This window comes from Thalassospira sp. ER-Se-21-Dark, from assembly GCF_017922435.1.
Lineage (GTDB): Bacteria > Pseudomonadota > Alphaproteobacteria > Rhodospirillales > Thalassospiraceae > Thalassospira.
This window is the reverse complement of the sequence record NZ_VDEZ01000005.1, coordinates 55574-72713: the sequence shown is the minus strand read 5'-3', so window position 1 is coordinate 72713 and position 17140 is coordinate 55574. Positions and strand designations below refer to the sequence as shown.

Below are 17140 nucleotides of genomic sequence, written 5' to 3'. Positions count from 1 at the left end.
ACGCGGCCCGTTCGTCAAACATACAACAGCACCATTAGCCAGAAGCCGGGTAACGACACTGCCATGACCGAATTCCGCTATCCCGACGACTGCCAAAGCAATGACGATATTGCAGATTACTGGGCTGTGCGCCTTGATGATGTGCAGTTAACTGCGGCTGAGGAAGTCGCCTTTGAGCGCTGGCAGGCGGAGGATCCGAAAAACCCTGCACGTCTGATCCGGGCCCGTCAGACATGGCAGGGCATGGAAATCGCCGCAGCAGAATTTTCAGACGATGATGACCTTTCGACTGGGTCGCGCAAACCAGTTCATGACACCGGCTTTGACAGCGAAGCCGTCCGGCGTGATCTGGAACGATTAGGCGCGCTGGAAGGCGGCAACAGTCGCCTGCCGGGCATGCGATCCGCCAAACGCCGCGCCCGCCCGATGCTGGCGATTTTCACCATTCTGTTGCTGGTGGGCCTTTGGGGCTATTCCGCGTTTCAACCCGATGCCGATCTGATTGCGGAAAGCAATCCCGGTGTTGGCGGTAAAGTTCATGAGCTGTCTGACGGATCACGCATCTGGATGGAGCCGGGCACACGCGTTGCCTTGGCCTATGGCGATCAGTACCGTGATCTGAACGTCCTTGAAGGCGGTGTATTCATCGAAGTCGCAAAGGACAGCACAAGACCGCTTCGTATTCATCTGAACAAACTGACCGCAACAGCGGTCGGCACGGCATTCAGTGCCTCGAAATGGGGTGGCCATGTCCGGGTCGAGGTTTCCGAAGGCACGGTCGATCTTGAAAGCCGCACCGCAAAACTTGCCCGCCTGACTGCCGGGCGCGCATCCTGGCAGGATGCGGATGGCGACATGCATTATGGTATGGTGGCATTGGATCGGGTTGGCGCATGGCGCGATGGTCGCTGGGTGGTCAATGACATGCCGATTGATGAGTTGTTTGCCCGTCTTTCGCCTTTGATGGACGGTATCAGCTTCGTGCGCGATCCGCGCTTGGGCGATATCACGGTTTCGGGCAGCTTCGATCTGACCAAACCGGACGGGGCCTATGGTGCCATTCTGGCGGCTTATGGCCTTACGGACCGCACAGTTCCGGGCGGGTTCAGAATAATTTCAAAAAAATAGAAAATTTCACCTCCTCATTTCACGGCGGTGTTCGTCATGAAGATAATAGTGATTTGCATTATTATTCTCATGCGAAGGGGTTCGAACTTGAATATCGTGACTTTTGGGGAAACCAGAAAATTCGGATTGTCCCGTCTTTTGGGCAGCACAGCCCTGTTTGCCACACTGATGATCGCATCGGTCCCGCAAGGCTTGGCACAAACCGCGTCTGACACCGCACAGCCGGTAACGGTCGCCGCGGGGGATCTGCGCACCGCCCTTGATCAGGTTGCCGATCTGTTCGGTTTGCAGCTTGTCGTGCAGGGTGATCTTTCGGGCATCGAAAGTGGTGCGCTGACCGCCGACATGTCCGCCCGCGAGGCGTTGAAAAGCTTGCTGTCGGGCAGTGGTTACGGGTTTGAATTTGTCTCTGACGACAGCGTCATCATCAAGCCGGTCACAACCACCACCGGCGATGCAAGGGGCCAGGTGATCCTGCCCGAAGTCGTCGTGACCGCCACCCGTTCACGCAGATCGATTGCCACCATGTCACCGTCGGTCGTGGTGATCGGCCCTGATCAAATCGAAGCCCAATCTGCCAAAAGCAGCGACATCACCAATGTCATTCGCAACAATGTGCCGGGCTTCATGTTTGATGATCAAAGCCTGATCTCGAGCACCGAAACCTTCCGGGGCCGCGATGTGCAGGTCCTTGTTGACGGGGTGGCCCGCAACACGCCGCTACGTAACAGCAGCCGCATCCTTTCAATGATCGACATCCAGCAGGTCGAAAGCATCGAAGTCATTCCGGGCTCAAACGCGATGAACGGGGATGGTGCAACCGGGGCGACAATCAACATCATCACCAAGACCGGTGAAGTCGGCAAAAACGTCTTTGTCGTTGATGGCCATGTCAAAAGCTACACCGACGATATCGGTGAAAGCTTCTCGCCGTCGCTGACCCTTTCGGGCAGCGGTGGTTTTGGCGCGGTCGATCTGGCGGCCAGCATCACCGGTTCGAAAACCGGAAATGCCTATGACGGGTATGGCAATCAGGTGCCCTCGGACGCCATGCTCGGGCAGGGCGGGTTTGACAATGCCGAGGACCTTAATGTCTTTGGCAAGGCCGGTGTCACGCTTGCCGAAGGCCATCGCCTGTTTCTATCCTCGGAAGTCGTGCGGTTCCGTCAGGATATCGAATACTTCTCCGATCTTTCGACGGATCCGGTATCTGTCAATTATGACGCGCCCTACACCGGTCAGCCATTGGAAGAAGAAAGCCAGTATTTCACCGGCGGTTACGAGTTTGATTTTGGTAAGGTCGGCACTGGTGACATCAAGCTGTTTTACAATGACAGCTACAAGCAGGCCGCGCGCGCCGAATACCACGCCACTTACAACCCTGCTCTGGTTTCGCTTGCCAGCAATGGGGCGATTGAAGACCCGCTTGGCCAATCTGTTATTGATGCTGTCAAATATGGTGTGAAGCTTTCGACAGATACCAGTCTTGATGCAGCCTATGAGGGCCTGACCCTGACATGGGGTGGCGACCTGACATTTGATGATGTCAAATATCGTACGGTGAGTAATCGTGATATCGGTGCGCCGATGGAACAGGATGGCAAGGCGATCTTTGCCCAGCTTTCGGCACCAGTAACCGAATATGTCGATTTGTCCGGTGGCGTGCGCTACGAGAAATACGATCTTACCGTCAAGGATTTCACCCGTCCGAGCTATATGCGCTACAACGGCGGAACTCCGCAGCAAATCCTGCTACCAGCCGCTTTCACCGGCGGGAAGACAACCTATGATGCCGTGACCTACAATGCCTCTGCTGTGGTTCACTGGACAGAACGTTTCGATACATCGCTCAGCTACAGCGAAGGCTTTTCTGTTCCGGATGTCGGCGCATATACGCGCCGCGCAGGACAAACTGGCACGTCTGTTCCACTTAATTTCAGTGACATTGATGTCGAGGCGTCCAAGGTCAAGACCTATGAACTCGCCGCGCGCTATGATGGAACTGATTTCCGCACCACTGGTGCGGTCTATATGAGCACCAATGATCGTGGCGATAACTATGACAGCGCGACCAACAAGCTCAGTCAGGAAAAGGAACGCATCATCGGTGCCGAACTGACCGGCGAGTATGATATTTCGGACGATACCTATGTCGGGGCGTTGGCATCCTATGTCGAAGGCCGTTATGACACCAACGAAGACGGTGATCTTGATAGCTGGCTGCCCAATAACCGCATCCCGTCGCCCTTCCGCTTTACCGGTTATGTCGACAGCTATGTCTGGGGTGATCTGAATATGCGGTTTGACGGGACCTATACGGCGGGCCGTTACAAGATCGAGGATAAAAAGATCAAGCCGAGCCTGGTTTTCAATCTGTCTGGGAACTACCCGCTGCTGGGCGGTACGGCCCGGTTCGGGATCGAGAACATTCTTGATAGCAGCTATGAAAATCCGGCGGCGACGGCCCTTCGCGGCTATTCGGTTGCCGGGCATGGTCGCACAGTTACCATCGGTTATCGCCGCGAATTCTGATGGCAACACCTGCATCGGATGGATCCATCCAACGGCCCGGCGGTCTTTCGCCGGGCTCTTGTGCGTAAAGGAAACCAGTATGTTTCGATCAAGCAACCCGGCCCCGGATATCGTCCTGTTTGAAATGATTGATCGGCAAAGTGATGTGGATGGACGGGCTTATCTCGCGGCTCTTGATGCATTGGCCGACCGCCGGAATCCCGCCATCCTGATTTTCCGCGTGTCGGGATTTGCCGATCAGGATCATGAAATCCGCAAACAGGCCGCCATCTGGTTCAAGCAAAACCGCGATCGGTTGAATGTCTTTGCCAAGGGCCTGATCCGGGTTGATGAAGGGCACCATCACGGCGATGGGGCGGTTCACCGTCACGACGACGAGGGCCGGGAACAAAGCAACTTTGCCCGTATGCTGCCATTCCCCGTCAGACATGTGGCGACGCTGGATGCCGCATTTGCCCTTGCCCGTGATTGGCCGCCGTCGGACCGCTAACGGATCGGGTGGATTTAACACGGATGCGGGGTTGGAATATGATAAATGTTCATGTTATGTTCTTTTTGAAGGGCTCACATAACAGGATTTAAAAATGATCAAGGGAAGCTGCCTGTGCGGCAAGGTTACGTTCGAGATTTCCGGCGAACCATCATCGCTAAGCTATTGTCACTGTTCGCGCTGCCGCAAGGCTGCGGGCGTTTTTTCCGCCGTGGTGATTGGTAAGGCGGATGATCTTCATATGCTGACCGGCGAAGAGGTCATTGGTCGCTATAAGGGGCCGGACGCGAAGTTTGACCGCTGTTTTTGCAAGGAGTGCGGCACGTCGCTTGGTGATTTGTCATCGGGCGACATTTATGTTGTGGCGGCGTCCGCCCTTGATGACGATCCGAAAGTTCGCCCGTCTGTACATATTCATACGGCATCGAAACCCGCTTGGTATGACATCAAGGATGATCTTTTGAAGTTTGACGGTGACTACATCCCGCCAAACGGCTAACGCAACAGATCAAACTGAAACAGGCGTCATGAAGTGCCATGACGCCTGCGATCACCGTTTGCGAACCGCAAGGATCAGGAAATATCCGGTACCGATCAGCGCCGCAATCAGGCCGGTGGGGAGTTGCGCCGGATAGATCATGTTGCGCGCCAGCCATTCGGCAACCATCATCACATTGACCCCGATCAGGACAGCACCCAGCAAATGCCCGCCCGCAAGGCGATAACCGGCCACGCGCGCCAGATGCGGGGCCATCAGCCCAACGAAGCTGAGCGGACCGACCAGAAGGGTCGCACTGGCGGCCAGAATGGCTGCAAGCAGCATCATGGCGAACTGGAAACCTGAAATTCCAAGACCGAGTGATATCGACTGATTCGTCCCCAGCGATGCCAGTTCAAGCGGTCGACGCAGCGCAATCGCCACCACCAGAAGCACGCCGGTGACAGCGGCAACAATCATCACCTCGTCCATATTGGTGAAATAGGTGGTGCCTGCCAGCCACGACATCAGCATGGATGTTTGTGTCCCGCTTCGGGTCAGGACAATACGCACCATCGCGCCCAGAATAGCGGTCATGGCAAGGCCATTGAGCAACATGTAATGCGGCGCGTGGGTGAATTTGCGACAGAGTGCCAGTAACACCAGAAGCGATGCAATCCCGCCCACAGCGCCAATTACCATCAGTTCCGCACGCTGCCCGAAGCCGAAAACGGCCAATGCAAGGATCATGGCAAGCGCAGTTGCCGAACTGACGCCGGTGATTTCGGGACTTGCCAGCGGGTTGCGCCCGACGCGCTGAATAAGCGTGCCCGAAACGGCAAGGGCGGCACCGCAAATCATCGCCGCAAAGGTGCGTTCTGATCGCCCGATCAGGATATCAAGGCTGCTATCCTGCCAGCCCAGAACGACAAAACCATTGCCGTCGAGCGAGATGAACAGTGAGAACAAAACTCCAATCACAAGGCTGACGGCAAGCGCAATCGACAGGGCGGTTTTCGAGACGATCTGTTGATCGCTATGCTGATCATCGTTTTGGTTGCCGGGCATGATACGCGCCTTGCGCAACATGAAAATGATGAACGGTGCGCCAAATAGCGCGGTCGCGGCCCCGGTTGGCAACGGATCGCCGCCAAATTGGTTAAATTGGCGCACCAGAAAATCAATCACCACAAGGGCAAAGCCGCCGGTGAAGACCGAACAGATCATCAAATCGCGGGACCGCGAAAGACCGGCAATCCGCAGGGCGGCCGGGATGGCAAGCCCGACAAATCCGATCATGCCTGCGGCCGAAATGACCGATGCGGTGATGAAAACGGCAAGCCCAAGGATCAGCAGGCGCAGAACAGTGACCTTTGCGCCCAGCGAACCGGCCGTGTCATCGCCAAGGGCCAGCAGATCAAGCGGGCGCGACAGGGCCAGAATGGCAACCATGCCAATCAACACACGCGGCCAGACAAACTGCGTATCGTCCCAGCCATTCTGGGCCAGATCACCGGCCCCCCACATGAAGATCGATTGCAGATATTGCTCGTTAAACAGCAAGATGATCTGCGATCCCGACTGCAACAGCAGATTGACGATCATCCCGGCCAGAATAAGCCACAGCGTCGCATTGCCGCGATTGGCGGCAATCAGATAGACCGCTGCCAGCGCAATCAAACCCCCGGCAAGGGCAAAGGCCTCCTGAAACATGGCAAGCGATGCCGGGGCCAGCAGGACAAACAGGGTCAGGGCAAACTCAACACCGGCTCCGACGCCAAGGGTTGTTGGTGATGCCAACGGATTGCGCAAAACTGTCTGGATCGCCGCCCCGGCCAGGGCAAGTCCCGCACCACATAAAAAAGCCATCGCAAGGCGGGGCAGGGTGCTGAAATGAAACAGGATCTGATCAAAATCGGTTGCATCCGGGCTGAACAGGGTCTGCGAGATGTTCCCGTTGGCAAGATACGGCCAGAAATCAATTATCAGCACGGCAAGGGTCAGGAAGCCCAGAATGCCGGTCAGTATGGCGGGAATAGAGGGGGTGTCTGAGATGCGCGAACGATGCGCTGCCGCATTGCTCATTGTTGCGGGCCGCTTTCAATCGTCTCGGTCAGGAGTTTGGCAAAACGAAGGGCGGATGGCACCCCGCCATAGGCCCAGACCACCGGCAATTCATAAACGCGGTTGTTGCGGGTGAAATCCATCACCTTCCAGATCGGGGAATTCAGAAGCTTATCAAGCACAATTTCGGGCACCGGATTGGTATAGACCAGCGTTTCCCTGGCATAGGGGGCGAGAATTTCGAGCCCGCCGCGGCCAAAGCCCCACTTGTTGACCTCCCCGTCATAGGCGACCGGCACGCCCATTGCCGTCATCACCGAACCGGGCAGCGAGATATCGGCAAAGATCCCGACATTGCTTTCATCAAAGAAGAACACAACGTTGATTGTCTGATCGGGCCCGATGGCGGTTTTGATGCGGTCGCCATACTTGACCAATTCCTGATCAATATCGGCGAGATATGCTTTGGCCTCTTCCTCGCGTCCGGTGGCCTTGGCGATTTTGCCAAACACCTCGCGCGCGGTTTCAAACGCGGGGTGCTTGCCATCAAACAGTCTGAATTCCAGAACCGGCGCAATCGCGGCCAGTTTTTCATACGACATTCCGAGATCGGGAACGGAAATGATCAGGTCGGGCTTCGCCGCGCGAAGCGCTTCCAGATTGGGCGATGAACGCTGGCCAAGGTCAACGAAGCTGTCTGGAAGGTCCGGCTTGGCAACCCAGTCGACGTAATCTTGCGGGTCGGCAATGGCGACCGGATCAAGGCCAAGGGCAATGACGCTTTCGGTAAAGGCCCAGTTGATGGTCGCGACCCGCGTGGCCGGGGTATTGAGGCGCAAAGTGCCGCGTTCATGTTCGATCTCGATCGGATCGGCGATGGCGGTTGACGCATGTGCACTGATCAGGGCAGCACACAGCAAAACCGGACAAACAAGCGCGCGAAGGATGTTCATTCCAGATGTCCCTTATGAACCGCTTGCGGCGGTGTCAGTGCCCGTAACCGCATCGGCCAGCAACTCGGCAAAGCGTGCCGCGGACAATACCCCGCCAAAGGTCCAGCTTGCCGGGATGGCATGGACGTGGTCATTGCGTGCAAACGGCATGGCTTTCCAGATCGCAGAGTTAAACAGGGTTTCGCGCGTGGTCGGTGCAATCGGCTCGACATAGGCGAACTGTACATCGCCCATCTTGGCTAGATCGGACACATCGCCATTATGAAACGCCCAGCCATTGACATCCCCGTCCCAGGCATTGGCAAAACCCATGCGGCCAAGCACAGAGCCAAACAGCGATGTCTTGCCGTGAATGCGGAAATGCGACTCATCAAGAATGCGGACAACAGCGAATTTCGCATCATTGCCGACATGGTCGCGGATGCGCTTGGCGGCGGCCTCAATCCGGGCATTGACCGATGCAATCACATCCTCGGCGGCGTCGGGTTTGCCCGCCAGTTTGGCAACATTGCGCAAAAGCGCCTCGGCCCGGTCAATCGCGGGTTCGTCACTGCCGGTATTATAGATCGAATAAACGAGTGTCGGCGCATAGCCAGACAGTTTTTCATATGCCATGGCGACATCGGTGCTGATCAGGATGGCGTCCGGCTTGGCATCGCGGAGCGCCTCGAAGTTTGGCTCCCGGCGGGTGCCAAGGTCGGTGAAGCTTTCGGGCAGTTTCGGTTCCACCACCCAGGCGCGGTATCCTTCGGCCTCGGGGATTGCTAGCGGATCAATGCCCAGCGCGATCAGGCTTTCGGTCAGGGCCCAGTTGGAAACCGCAAAGCGGGTCGGGTGGGTATCAAGGCTGATCTCACCCAACTCGTGGGTAAAGGTTTCCTCAGCCATCGCGGGTTGGGTTGTAACAAATGCGCCAAGCGTTCCGGCGACAAGTACAAGGCGCGTCGCAATGCTGCCAATCCAAGGTTTTGATATCATGATTTCCCTGATCCCTGTTGATGTGGAGACGTGCGCAAGCAGCTAGGCGACGTAGCTTATGAAGCGGTCCGGGTTGCTGAGTTTGATGACGTCGATATCGGTCTGGAAAATGTCGCGTAGCGTATCGCCATTCATGAAATCGTGCGGCGTGCCCTGCCAACAGGTGCGCCCGCCACGCAGTGCCAGAATGTGATCGGCAAAACGCCCGACCATGTCGATGTCATGCAACACGGCAATCACGGTCAGATTGTTCTGATCCTTAAGGTTGGCGACCAGTTGCAAAATGTCGCGCTGATGACCGACATCAAGGGCCGAGGTCGGCTCATCAAGCAACAAAACCGGCGCATCCTGGGCTAGCAACATGGCAAGCCAGACCCGCTGGCGTTCCCCGCCCGAAAGGCTTGCGACCAGCCGGTCGGAAAATTCCGTCACGTGGGTTAGTTCCATCGCCCGATCGATCTTGGCGTGGTCTTCGTCACGATACCGCCCAAACGCCCCGCGCCATGGATAGCGGCCAAAAGCCACCAGTTCGCGCACACTCAAATGTGGCGGGACAACCGGGTTTTGCGGAAGGTAGGCGACCTTACGCGCGAAATCGCGCGTGCCATGATCGGCAAGGTCTTGCCCGTCAAGTTCGATGGCCCCGGATGCCGGTTTGTTTTTGCGCGCCAGAAGCTTGATCAGCGTGCTTTTGCCCGATCCGTTATGGCCGACAATCGCGCTGAACGCCCCGGTCGGAAAGCCGACCGTGATGTCCTCAAGCAGCGTCTTTGGCTTTTTGCCATCACTTTTGAAAGCGACGTCTTTCAGGTCGAACATGGACGGAAACTCATGCGCCGGGAAATGGAAACTGCGCCATCGCCGGATCGCGGCAAGCAGGCGCGCTGTGAAATCTGAGAATGCTTATCAATTACTTTCTCTAAATGCAACCGAGTTGCGATTGCAGCCTGTGGAAAATTACAGCGACCCGGCCAATCATCATATAAAATTACTTTTCAGCGGGCATCATTCCGGGTAGCAATGAAAGCTTATAATTTTGATCGCATCGGGCGGTTTGCCGCGATAAGAATGGTCATACAATTACAAGGCGCTAAAACAGACGCGCCATGATCAGGGAGAACCCATGTCTAACGTAAAAACCGTTTTGCCAAATCTGCGATGCACACTGGGGGAAGGCCCGCATTGGGATGCCGAAAATGGCGTTCTGTACTGGGTCGATATCGTCGGAAAGACGGCCTATGCGCTCCGCCCGGATGACGGCGGATCGCGCAGCTGGGTATTTGATCAGCCGGTCGCTGCCATCGTGCCACGGCAAAAGGGCGGGCTTCTGGTAGCCCTTGCCGACGGGTTGGCCTTTCTTGATCCCGACAGTGGCAAAACCACCCCGTTTGTCGCCCCCGATGGCGATCATCCGGGCAACCGATCAAATGAAAGCCGGGTCGATCCGATGGGCCGGTTCTGGATCGGGACCATGCAAAACAATATCGGGCCGAACGGTGAAGACCTGCCAGTCACCATTTCGACAGGGACGCTGAACTGTGTCATGGCGGACGGCGAGACATCGCGTTTTGGCGAAAATATCGGGATTTCCAACACGCTGTTATGGTCGGCCGATGGCACAAAGATGTTCTTTGGCGATACCATCACCAATACGCTCAATGTCTATGACTTTGACATGAAAACCGGCGTGCCATCCAATCCAAAGGTCTTCTTTGGCCCACAGGATCGCGGCAATATGGATGGCTCGGCGATGGATGCCGATGGCTATATCTGGAATGCGCGGTGGGGCGGGGGATGTCTGATCCGCTTTGCGCCGGATGGCAGTGTTGATCGTATCATCGAACTGCCGGTAACCCAGCCGACCAGTTGCGTGTTTGGTGGCCCGGACCTCAAGACACTTTATATCACCTCGGCCGCGGTCGGGCTGGAAGACAATGGCAATCCGCTTGAAGGCGCGCTGTTGTCGATCCGCACAGAGGTTGCCGGCCAATTGTGCCATCCGTTTGCCGGCTAGGCATTTTCCGTCAGGATTGCATCGCCTTACGTGCAAATCGCGCCAAACAGCCCCTCGGGTGCCCTAAATCGGGTAATTGGCGCGATTTGCCCATTTTTGGCCTTGGTTTTCAGTATGTTTGGCGTCACCATTATGTGGTGGCAGAACACATCACCAAAAATACGAGCAAGCCGGGGTTAAAATGAAACCTGTTACCGCCGCAACCATGTGGGCAAGGGCGCTTATTGCCTTTGGCGTGGTCGCAATATTGTCGGGCTGTGCCGCCCTGCAATCACCAAGCAACAGCGTTACCGGATCGGTCAGTTACCGTGAACGGATCGCACTTTCGCCGGATAATACCTTCCTTGTCGTGCGGTTGCTTGATGTCTCGCGTGCTGACGCGCCATCGGTGGAAATCGCATCGCTGCGCCAGCCGGTGGCAAATCCGCCGATGGTTTTCATCCTGCCCTATGATCTTGATGATATCGAGCCGCGTCACAGCTATGCGGTCGAAGCCAAAATCGTCAATGCCAATGGCGATCTTCTGTTTCGCAACGATCAAAGCTACCCGGTCCTGACCCGTGGTGCGCCAAGCGACGTTGATATCGTCGTTCGTCAGGTGCCGCGCGTTCAGGGCGATGGTGCGCGTAACGGCGATGGATCGGATGTGCCTGACGACATCGCAGCGATCGAGGCCAAACTGGCCGACATGCGTGTCATTCCCGGCCAGTATTCCGCATCGGACCATACCGTGACCTATAAGGCCTATGTCACGACGGACGGTGAACCGCTTCTGGTTGATGAACATCGTGACCTTGGTGATTACGGATCAAGCGACGTCAAACTTTATTACCGCAACGGTCAATTGCTGCGCTTTGCCGAAGACGCCAAACGGGTCAATTACGGCGGGGAGCAAAGCGACGCACCGCTGCAATACACCCTGACACTTGATTTCGCCCAGGGGCGCTTTTCCAGTGGCACCAAAACCGTCAATGGCACATCCAGCCAGCCCGATGAACATGAAATCAGCGGTGCATTATCGCAAAGCAAGGTGGCGCTCAGCCGGATCGAGGCGATGTTAAGCCAGCTTAACAGCACCCCGGATCCGATGACCGGCCCGGAATTGTTTATCTGCGATGACCAAAGCCGGTTTGCCGTGACATTTGATCATGACGCGGAACGCGCCATTGTCGAAATGCGCGGACGCGAACCGATCAGTCTGGCACAGATGCCGACCGGTTCCGGATATGGTTATGGCAATGAAATGTACGAATTGCGGGGCAAGGGGGCTGATGCAATCTGGACAACGCCGTCGGGCGATTTCCATTGTGCGGTTTCATCCATGCCGGTCGAGGCCGCAAGCCTGGCCCTTGCACCGGGTGATTTCCCGGTGGTCTCGGTTGCCGAGCTTAAAAGACAGGGCGATGGCATCTGGACACGCTATTTCGATGACATGATGCCCGCCATCACGGCCTGCCTTGCCAAAAACCCGGGTGATCTGGTGTCGGTGCTGAAAGCCTGGCCGATGGATCATGGCATGGTCGGTGTCCGCACCATCAATGGCAATGGCGGGCGTTATGATTGTCTTGTGACGTCTGATGGCATGGGCACCGCCCATACCGAACAGGTCGAAACCACGACCAACATTCTGCCCGGAGAGGACGTTGTGCGCTACACCCCGGCCAATAGCGCCTATCCCGGCGGCGAATGCTTTGCCCATGAACGCCTCGAACAGAACGGCGTGTTTATTGGTTGGCTGTCGGAAAAGACTTGCTGATCTGATCGGCAAAGACTTGAAAACAAAAATCCCGGCCGGGGAAATCCGGGCCGGGATTTTTTTGTCGTATTGCTTTGATGTCTTAGTGGACCATGGCCCCGGTTGCACTCAGCATACCGGTTGAACCACTCAAGCCATCGCCGTTGCCAAGATGGACCGCCTGGAACCGGTGACGATCAAAATGGCCGGGCATCAAAAGCCCGCTTGCGGGGGCCGCATGGAAGCCAAAGCGTGCGTAGTAGTCCGGATCCCCCACCAGAAGAACCGAACGGTGACCGCTAGCCTGTGCCGCATTGAGGGCGGCATAAACCAGACCGGCACCCACGCCGGACCCGCTATAGATCTTGTCGACGGCAAGCGGGCCGAGCAGCAATGCATCCCCTGCATCGCCAGCATTGACATTCCACAACCGGACGGTGCCGATCATTTGTTTGCCGTCGTGGGCGACAAACGCAAGACCGTCCGCCGGAAGCCGATTACGGCGCAGGATTTCAGACGATTTCTGAAACCGCGCCTGACCCATTACGCGATCAAGCAGCTTTTCGCGTTCAATGTGCGAATATGCGCCTTCGCGATCAATTGTGATCATTGGCCTATCTTTCCCGAATGGGGTCAGATGATATAGGCGGCAAGCGGCGAGAAGCCGTTGAACGCCACAGATGCATAAGTGGTGGTATAGGCACCGGTTGCCTCGATCAGAACCTCGTCACCGATGGTCAAAGAGACCGGCAGATCATACGGGGTCTTTTCATACAGCACGTCAGCCGAATCACAGGTCGGACCAGCCAGAACGCACGGGGCAACTTCGCCGCCATCATGGATCGTGGTGATCGGATAGCGGATCGCTTCGTCCATGGTTTCGGCAAGGCCACCGAATTTACCGATATCAAGGTAAACCCAGCGCACCGGATCGTCGGCATGTTTGCGCGAAATCAGAACAACCTCGGCTTTGATCACGCCGGCATCACCCACCATGCCACGGCCCGGTTCGATAATGGTTTCGGGCATGTGGTTGCCAAAGTGGTTGTGAAGCGCATCAACAATCGCCGCACCGTATGCTTCGGTTGCCGGAATGTCGCGCAGGTAACGGGTAGGGAAACCCCCGCCCATATTGACCATGCGAAGGTGAATTCCTTTTTCCGCCAAGGTACGGAAGATCGAGGATGCTTCTGAAAGCGCAGTGTCCCAGGCGTCAAGGTTGCACTGCTGCGACCCGACGTGGAAGGATACACCATAGGCATCCAGACCCATGTGATGGGCATGCTGAAGAACTTCGAGCGCCATGCTTGGCGCGCAACCGAATTTGCGCGACAGCGGCCATTCTGCGCCAACGCCGTCGGTCAGAATGCGGCAGAAAACCTGCGCACCCGGTGCGACACGGGCAATTTTTTCGACTTCTTCGACGCAATCAACCGCATAAAGGCGCACACCGAGTTCAAAAGCGCGCGCAATGTCGCGTTCTTTTTTGATGGTGTTGCCAAACGAAATGCGGTCCGGGGTGGCACCAGCGGCCATCGCCATTTCGATTTCCGGGACGGATGCGGTGTCAAAGTTGCTGCCAAGGTCGGCAAGCAGGCTCAGAACTTCCGGTGCCGGGTTTGCTTTGACGGCATAGAAAATGCGCGAGCTCGGCAAAGCACGGGTAAAGGTCTCGTAGTTGCGCTGAACAACGTCGAGGTCAACAACAAGGCAAGGGCCTTCCGGGCGGTTCTGTGCGAGAAAATCAATAATACGCTGAGTTGCCATTGGGGCGTTCTCCCATTCCACGATATGGCAGCGTGCATATAGCTGATGCGTGTGCGCGGTGGAGGCGCAATGACGCGGACTACTTGCGTGCTGTTTAGCCCCGGGGCCAACCGGAACTGCGAAGTTAAGTCTGCCTCGCTATGGAATGGGGAGTTCCCGTTCCGCACGTGGGCAATGATGGTGTGCCTCTTTAGTGTCGGTGGATTTGGACGCCACCTGAGACCAAAAAAGCCCTACACCGTCGTTGCTTTAAGTAAGTCCTACGGGTTCCAGTAAGCAGGACCACCACAGGCACGTGCGACTTTGGGCAAGTCCGCATTTACGCCCGTTGCTTTTGGCGCGCAAGTGAAATTTTCACCCGTTTTGTCTTGAAACAATCGCAGGATCGTCGAAGAACGCGTGATGCGGCGCACAAAATGGCTCAAATGGCCGCATTCAGGCTTTGCAAGAATTTCAGTTGACGCATTTTGGTATGGGGCATTGCAATTTGCGCATAACCGGAACGTGAATATCAAGCCGATTGACCGTTTCCCGGCGGCGCTGTAGCCATTATTCGAAACCCGGCAGTCGCCGTGGTCATGGGGGCATTTTATGAATTGGCTGATCGCCGTTGTTTTTGTTCTGGTCTATATCGGCATGGCGCTGGGCCGTTGGCCGTGGCTTGCGATCAATCGCACCGGCATTGCGGTGTTTGGCGCGGTGATCTTGCTGATCAGTGGGGCGGTTGACCGCGATGGCGCGTTGGCGTCGATTGATTTTGCCACCCTTGCGGTGTTGCTGACATTGATGGTGCTGTCGTCACAATATGCGGCAAGTGGATTTTTTGACTGGATCGGGCATCGCATCACCGCGCTCAAATGCGGACCGGGCGGGTTAATGGCCGGGGTGATCGTCATGTGCGGGGTGCTATCGGCATTTCTGACCAATGATGTTGTGGTCTGGGCGGTGACGCCGGTATTGATTGCCGGGGTGATTGCGCGTGGGCTTGATCCCAAACCCTATGTGATTGCGGTGGCGTGTGCGGCCAATGCCGGATCGGCAGCCACCCTGATCGGTAATCCGCAGAACCTGATGATTGCCGAGTTTGGCAATCTTGATTTTATCGGCTTTGTTCTGGCCTGTGCTGTGCCCGCAATTCTTGCGCTTGGCGTCGTCTATGTCGTGATTTTGCGAAGCCCGATGATGCGCGGGGAAACACATGCCGCCGCGGCGGGTGGAAATGCAATTTCAAATGCAAATGCGCGATCAGTTGATCAGCCGGTTCGCCCGCTTGATAAAACCATCCTGACCAAGGCGGTTTTGGCGACCATCGCCGTGATCGCGATTTTTGTCTTTGTCGAAGACCGTGCGCTTTGGTCGCTTCTGGTGGTGGGGGCCTTGCTGCTCAGCCGTCGTCTTTCGACCGACCAGGTTCTGGGGCGGGTTGACTGGCATTTGCTCGCCCTGTTTTGCGGGTTGTTTATCGTCACCGGCGCGATGGCGCAAAATGACGTGATTGCCAGCCTGTTTCGCGATGTCCTGATCACGTTGCAAATCCATCATCCGGGTGTTCTGGCCGGGGTGTCGCTGGCCGGGTCCAATACGATTGGCAATGTGCCGCTGGTGATGATGTTGCTCTCACTCGGTCCGGAATGGAGCACGGAAATGTTGCATGCGCTGGCGATTTTTTCGACATTGTCGGGCAACTTCCTGATTGTTGGTTCGGTTGCCAATATCATTGCCGTTGAACAGGCCGCAAAGGCCGGAACGGTGATTTCATTTATCGATTATGCGCGCCTTGGCGTGCCCGTTACATTGATCAGTCTGGCACTGTCGCTGGGTTGGGTCATCCTGATTTCATAGGAAACATCATGTCCAATATCAAAATTACCGCCGGTCCCTTCACCTTTGATGCGGTTCTCGAAATCGAAAAGGCGCCGCATACTTGCAAGGCGTTCCTTGATCGCATGCCGTTTGAAAGCAAGGCGGTGCATGTCCGCTGGAGCGGCGAGGGTGTCTGGATGCCACTCGGCGATTATCAGTTCGGTGTTGATTATGAAAACCACACCAGCTTCCCGGCCCCGGGCCAGATCATCCTGTATCCCGGCGGGATCAGCGAAACCGAAATCCTGCTGGCCTATGGCGGGGTGCATTTTGCATCCAAGGTCGGCCAGCTTGCCGGCAACCATTTCATCACGGTCACCAGCAATCTCGAAGACCTTGAAAAGCTTGGCAAGATGACGCTTTGGGAAGGTGCGCAGTCGATCCGGTTTGAACTGGCGTAATCACCGCAACTGTGATCGGGCACACTTTCATGTGTGTCCGGTTTGGCCTAGAAGGCGAACCACCATCCAATAAGTGCAGGCGGACGTGCCGTGTTTGAGACGATTAATCTGTGGATTCAGGATCATCAGGATCTGGTCTATATCCTGATCTTCACCTATTGCGTCAGCAAATCCAGCATCCTGCCGGTGTTTGCCGGAATGCTGGTGGCGGCCGAAAGCCTGATGATCGTGCCGGCGGTTACATCGATGATCGCGGGCGGTCTTGTTGGCGACGTGCTGCGCTTTGGGTTGGCGCGCAAATACGGCGATGCGATTGTCCGCAAACTGCCGCAGTCGCTTTCGGACTGGATGGGCAAGACCCTGCGATTGTTTGAGCATTACGGTGTCGCCTATATCCTGCTCTGTCGCTATCCTCATGGGGTGCGATCGTTTGGGGTGTTCCCTGTCGGCATGAGTTCGATGTCGTTCATCCGCTTCCTGCCACTTAGCATCGCGTCAGTCCTGATCTGGGTCGGGCTTTATTACGGGCTGGGTCACAGCCTGGGGGCGGGGATGTCAGAACTGGTCGAACAAAACTTGGCCATGCTCAGCCCCATATTGCTGATTGTGTTTCTGGTACTGGGCTGGTTTGCCATGCGCCGGATTGACCGGCTGGAGCAACAGGCCGAACGCGCCATCAAGTAGATAAAAGAAAACGGCAGCATCGAAATCGAATGCTGCCGTTTTTGTATCTGTAA

Annotated in this window: 15 protein-coding genes; 9 read left to right on the top strand and 6 right to left on the bottom strand. The window is 56.2% G+C overall.

Annotated elements, in window-relative coordinates; all coding sequences use genetic code 11:
- Positions 1-63 precede the first annotated feature (63 nt).
- From FHI25_RS17185 to FHI25_RS17170, 4 genes are all read left to right on the top strand, one after another.
- Positions 64-1128 (top strand): FecR domain-containing protein, encoded by a 1065-nt coding sequence (locus FHI25_RS17185; RefSeq protein WP_210519865.1) that lies wholly within the window; start codon positions 64-66, stop codon positions 1126-1128.
- 126 nt (positions 1129-1254) lie between these two features.
- Positions 1255-3660, top strand: a complete 2406-nt coding sequence (locus FHI25_RS17180) for a TonB-dependent receptor (RefSeq protein ID WP_210519863.1) — start codon at positions 1255-1257, stop codon at positions 3658-3660.
- 79 nt (positions 3661-3739) lie between these two features.
- Entirely contained in the window at positions 3740-4150 is a 411-nt protein-coding gene (locus FHI25_RS17175) for a hypothetical protein (RefSeq protein ID WP_210519861.1), read from the top strand.
- Between the two features lie 94 nt (positions 4151-4244).
- Positions 4245-4649, top strand: coding sequence for a GFA family protein (locus tag FHI25_RS17170; protein ID WP_210519859.1), 405 nt, complete (start codon positions 4245-4247; stop codon positions 4647-4649).
- 51 nt (positions 4650-4700) lie between these two features.
- Here the strand turns inward: FHI25_RS17170 and fhuB are convergent, their stop codons facing one another.
- From fhuB to FHI25_RS17150, 4 genes are read right to left on the bottom strand one after another with little or no spacing between them, the layout of a single operon-like run.
- Positions 4701-6713, bottom strand: a complete 2013-nt coding sequence (fhuB, locus tag FHI25_RS17165) for a Fe(3+)-hydroxamate ABC transporter permease FhuB (protein ID WP_210519857.1) — start codon at positions 6711-6713, stop codon at positions 4701-4703.
- Entirely contained in the window at positions 6710-7645 is a 936-nt protein-coding gene (locus FHI25_RS17160; RefSeq protein WP_210519855.1) for an iron-siderophore ABC transporter substrate-binding protein, read from the bottom strand. Before FHI25_RS17160 ends, fhuB begins: the two co-directional genes overlap by 4 nt.
- Before the next feature lie 12 nt (positions 7646-7657).
- Positions 7658-8623 (bottom strand): iron-siderophore ABC transporter substrate-binding protein, encoded by a 966-nt coding sequence (locus FHI25_RS17155; protein WP_210519853.1) that lies wholly within the window; start codon positions 8621-8623, stop codon positions 7658-7660.
- A gap of 42 nt (positions 8624-8665) precedes the next feature.
- Complete coding sequence (locus FHI25_RS17150; RefSeq protein ID WP_210519851.1) at positions 8666-9442, bottom strand: ABC transporter ATP-binding protein; 777 nt, start codon at positions 9440-9442, stop codon at positions 8666-8668.
- A gap of 304 nt (positions 9443-9746) precedes the next feature.
- On the opposite strand from FHI25_RS17150, the gene FHI25_RS17145 reads away from it, so the two are divergent.
- Together FHI25_RS17145 and FHI25_RS17140 are read left to right on the top strand one after the other, a co-directional pair.
- Positions 9747-10637 (top strand): SMP-30/gluconolactonase/LRE family protein, encoded by an 891-nt coding sequence (locus tag FHI25_RS17145; protein WP_210519848.1) that lies wholly within the window; start codon positions 9747-9749, stop codon positions 10635-10637.
- A 181-nt stretch (positions 10638-10818) separates the two neighbouring features.
- Complete coding sequence (locus tag FHI25_RS17140; RefSeq protein ID WP_210519846.1) at positions 10819-12393, top strand: YbaY family lipoprotein; 1575 nt, start codon at positions 10819-10821, stop codon at positions 12391-12393.
- Positions 12394-12475: 82 nt separating this feature from the next.
- Here FHI25_RS17140 and FHI25_RS17135 read toward each other — a convergent pair whose 3' ends face one another.
- A complete protein-coding gene (locus FHI25_RS17135) occupies positions 12476-12982 on the bottom strand; it encodes an N-acetyltransferase (protein ID WP_008890145.1) in 507 nt (168 codons plus the stop codon).
- A 23-nt stretch (positions 12983-13005) separates the two neighbouring features.
- On the bottom strand, positions 13006-14139 hold the full coding sequence (locus FHI25_RS17130) for a type III PLP-dependent enzyme (protein ID WP_210519844.1): 1134 nt from the start codon (positions 14137-14139) through the stop codon (positions 13006-13008).
- A 591-nt stretch (positions 14140-14730) separates the two neighbouring features.
- Between FHI25_RS17130 and FHI25_RS17125 the strand changes: the two genes are divergently transcribed.
- The 3 genes from FHI25_RS17125 (at position 14731) to FHI25_RS17115 (ending at position 17087) form a co-directional block, all read left to right on the top strand.
- Entirely contained in the window at positions 14731-15981 is a 1251-nt protein-coding gene (locus tag FHI25_RS17125) for an SLC13 family permease (RefSeq protein WP_210519841.1), read from the top strand.
- A gap of 8 nt (positions 15982-15989) precedes the next feature.
- Positions 15990-16403 (top strand): DUF3830 family protein, encoded by a 414-nt coding sequence (locus FHI25_RS17120; protein WP_008890142.1) that lies wholly within the window; start codon positions 15990-15992, stop codon positions 16401-16403.
- A 90-nt stretch (positions 16404-16493) separates the two neighbouring features.
- Positions 16494-17087 carry a DedA family protein gene (locus FHI25_RS17115; protein WP_210519839.1) on the top strand — a complete coding sequence of 198 codons (594 nt, stop codon included), beginning with the start codon at positions 16494-16496 and terminating at the stop codon, positions 17085-17087.
- Positions 17088-17140 lie beyond the last annotated feature (53 nt).

Bases quoted from the DNA above. Each gene is read 5' to 3' on its own strand.
- FHI25_RS17185 (WP_210519865.1), top strand. From the start codon at position 64: ATGACCGAATTCCGCTATCCCGACGACTGCCAAAGCAATGACGATATT.
- FHI25_RS17175 (WP_210519861.1), top strand. From the start codon at position 3,740: ATGTTTCGATCAAGCAACCCGGCCCCGGATATCGTCCTGTTTGAAATG.
- FHI25_RS17170 (WP_210519859.1), top strand. From the start codon at position 4,245: ATGATCAAGGGAAGCTGCCTGTGCGGCAAGGTTACGTTCGAGATTTCC.
- fhuB (WP_210519857.1), bottom strand. From the start codon at position 6,713: ATGAGCAATGCGGCAGCGCATCGTTCGCGCATCTCAGACACCCCCTCT.
- FHI25_RS17160 (WP_210519855.1), bottom strand. From the start codon at position 7,645: ATGAACATCCTTCGCGCGCTTGTTTGTCCGGTTTTGCTGTGTGCTGCC.
- FHI25_RS17155 (WP_210519853.1), bottom strand. From the start codon at position 8,623: ATGATATCAAAACCTTGGATTGGCAGCATTGCGACGCGCCTTGTACTT.
- FHI25_RS17150 (WP_210519851.1), bottom strand. From the start codon at position 9,442: ATGTTCGACCTGAAAGACGTCGCTTTCAAAAGTGATGGCAAAAAGCCA.
- FHI25_RS17145 (WP_210519848.1), top strand. From the start codon at position 9,747: ATGTCTAACGTAAAAACCGTTTTGCCAAATCTGCGATGCACACTGGGG.
- FHI25_RS17140 (WP_210519846.1), top strand. From the start codon at position 10,819: ATGAAACCTGTTACCGCCGCAACCATGTGGGCAAGGGCGCTTATTGCC.
- FHI25_RS17135 (WP_008890145.1), bottom strand. From the start codon at position 12,982: ATGATCACAATTGATCGCGAAGGCGCATATTCGCACATTGAACGCGAA.
- FHI25_RS17130 (WP_210519844.1), bottom strand. From the start codon at position 14,139: ATGGCAACTCAGCGTATTATTGATTTTCTCGCACAGAACCGCCCGGAA.
- FHI25_RS17125 (WP_210519841.1), top strand. From the start codon at position 14,731: ATGAATTGGCTGATCGCCGTTGTTTTTGTTCTGGTCTATATCGGCATG.
- FHI25_RS17120 (WP_008890142.1), top strand. From the start codon at position 15,990: ATGTCCAATATCAAAATTACCGCCGGTCCCTTCACCTTTGATGCGGTT.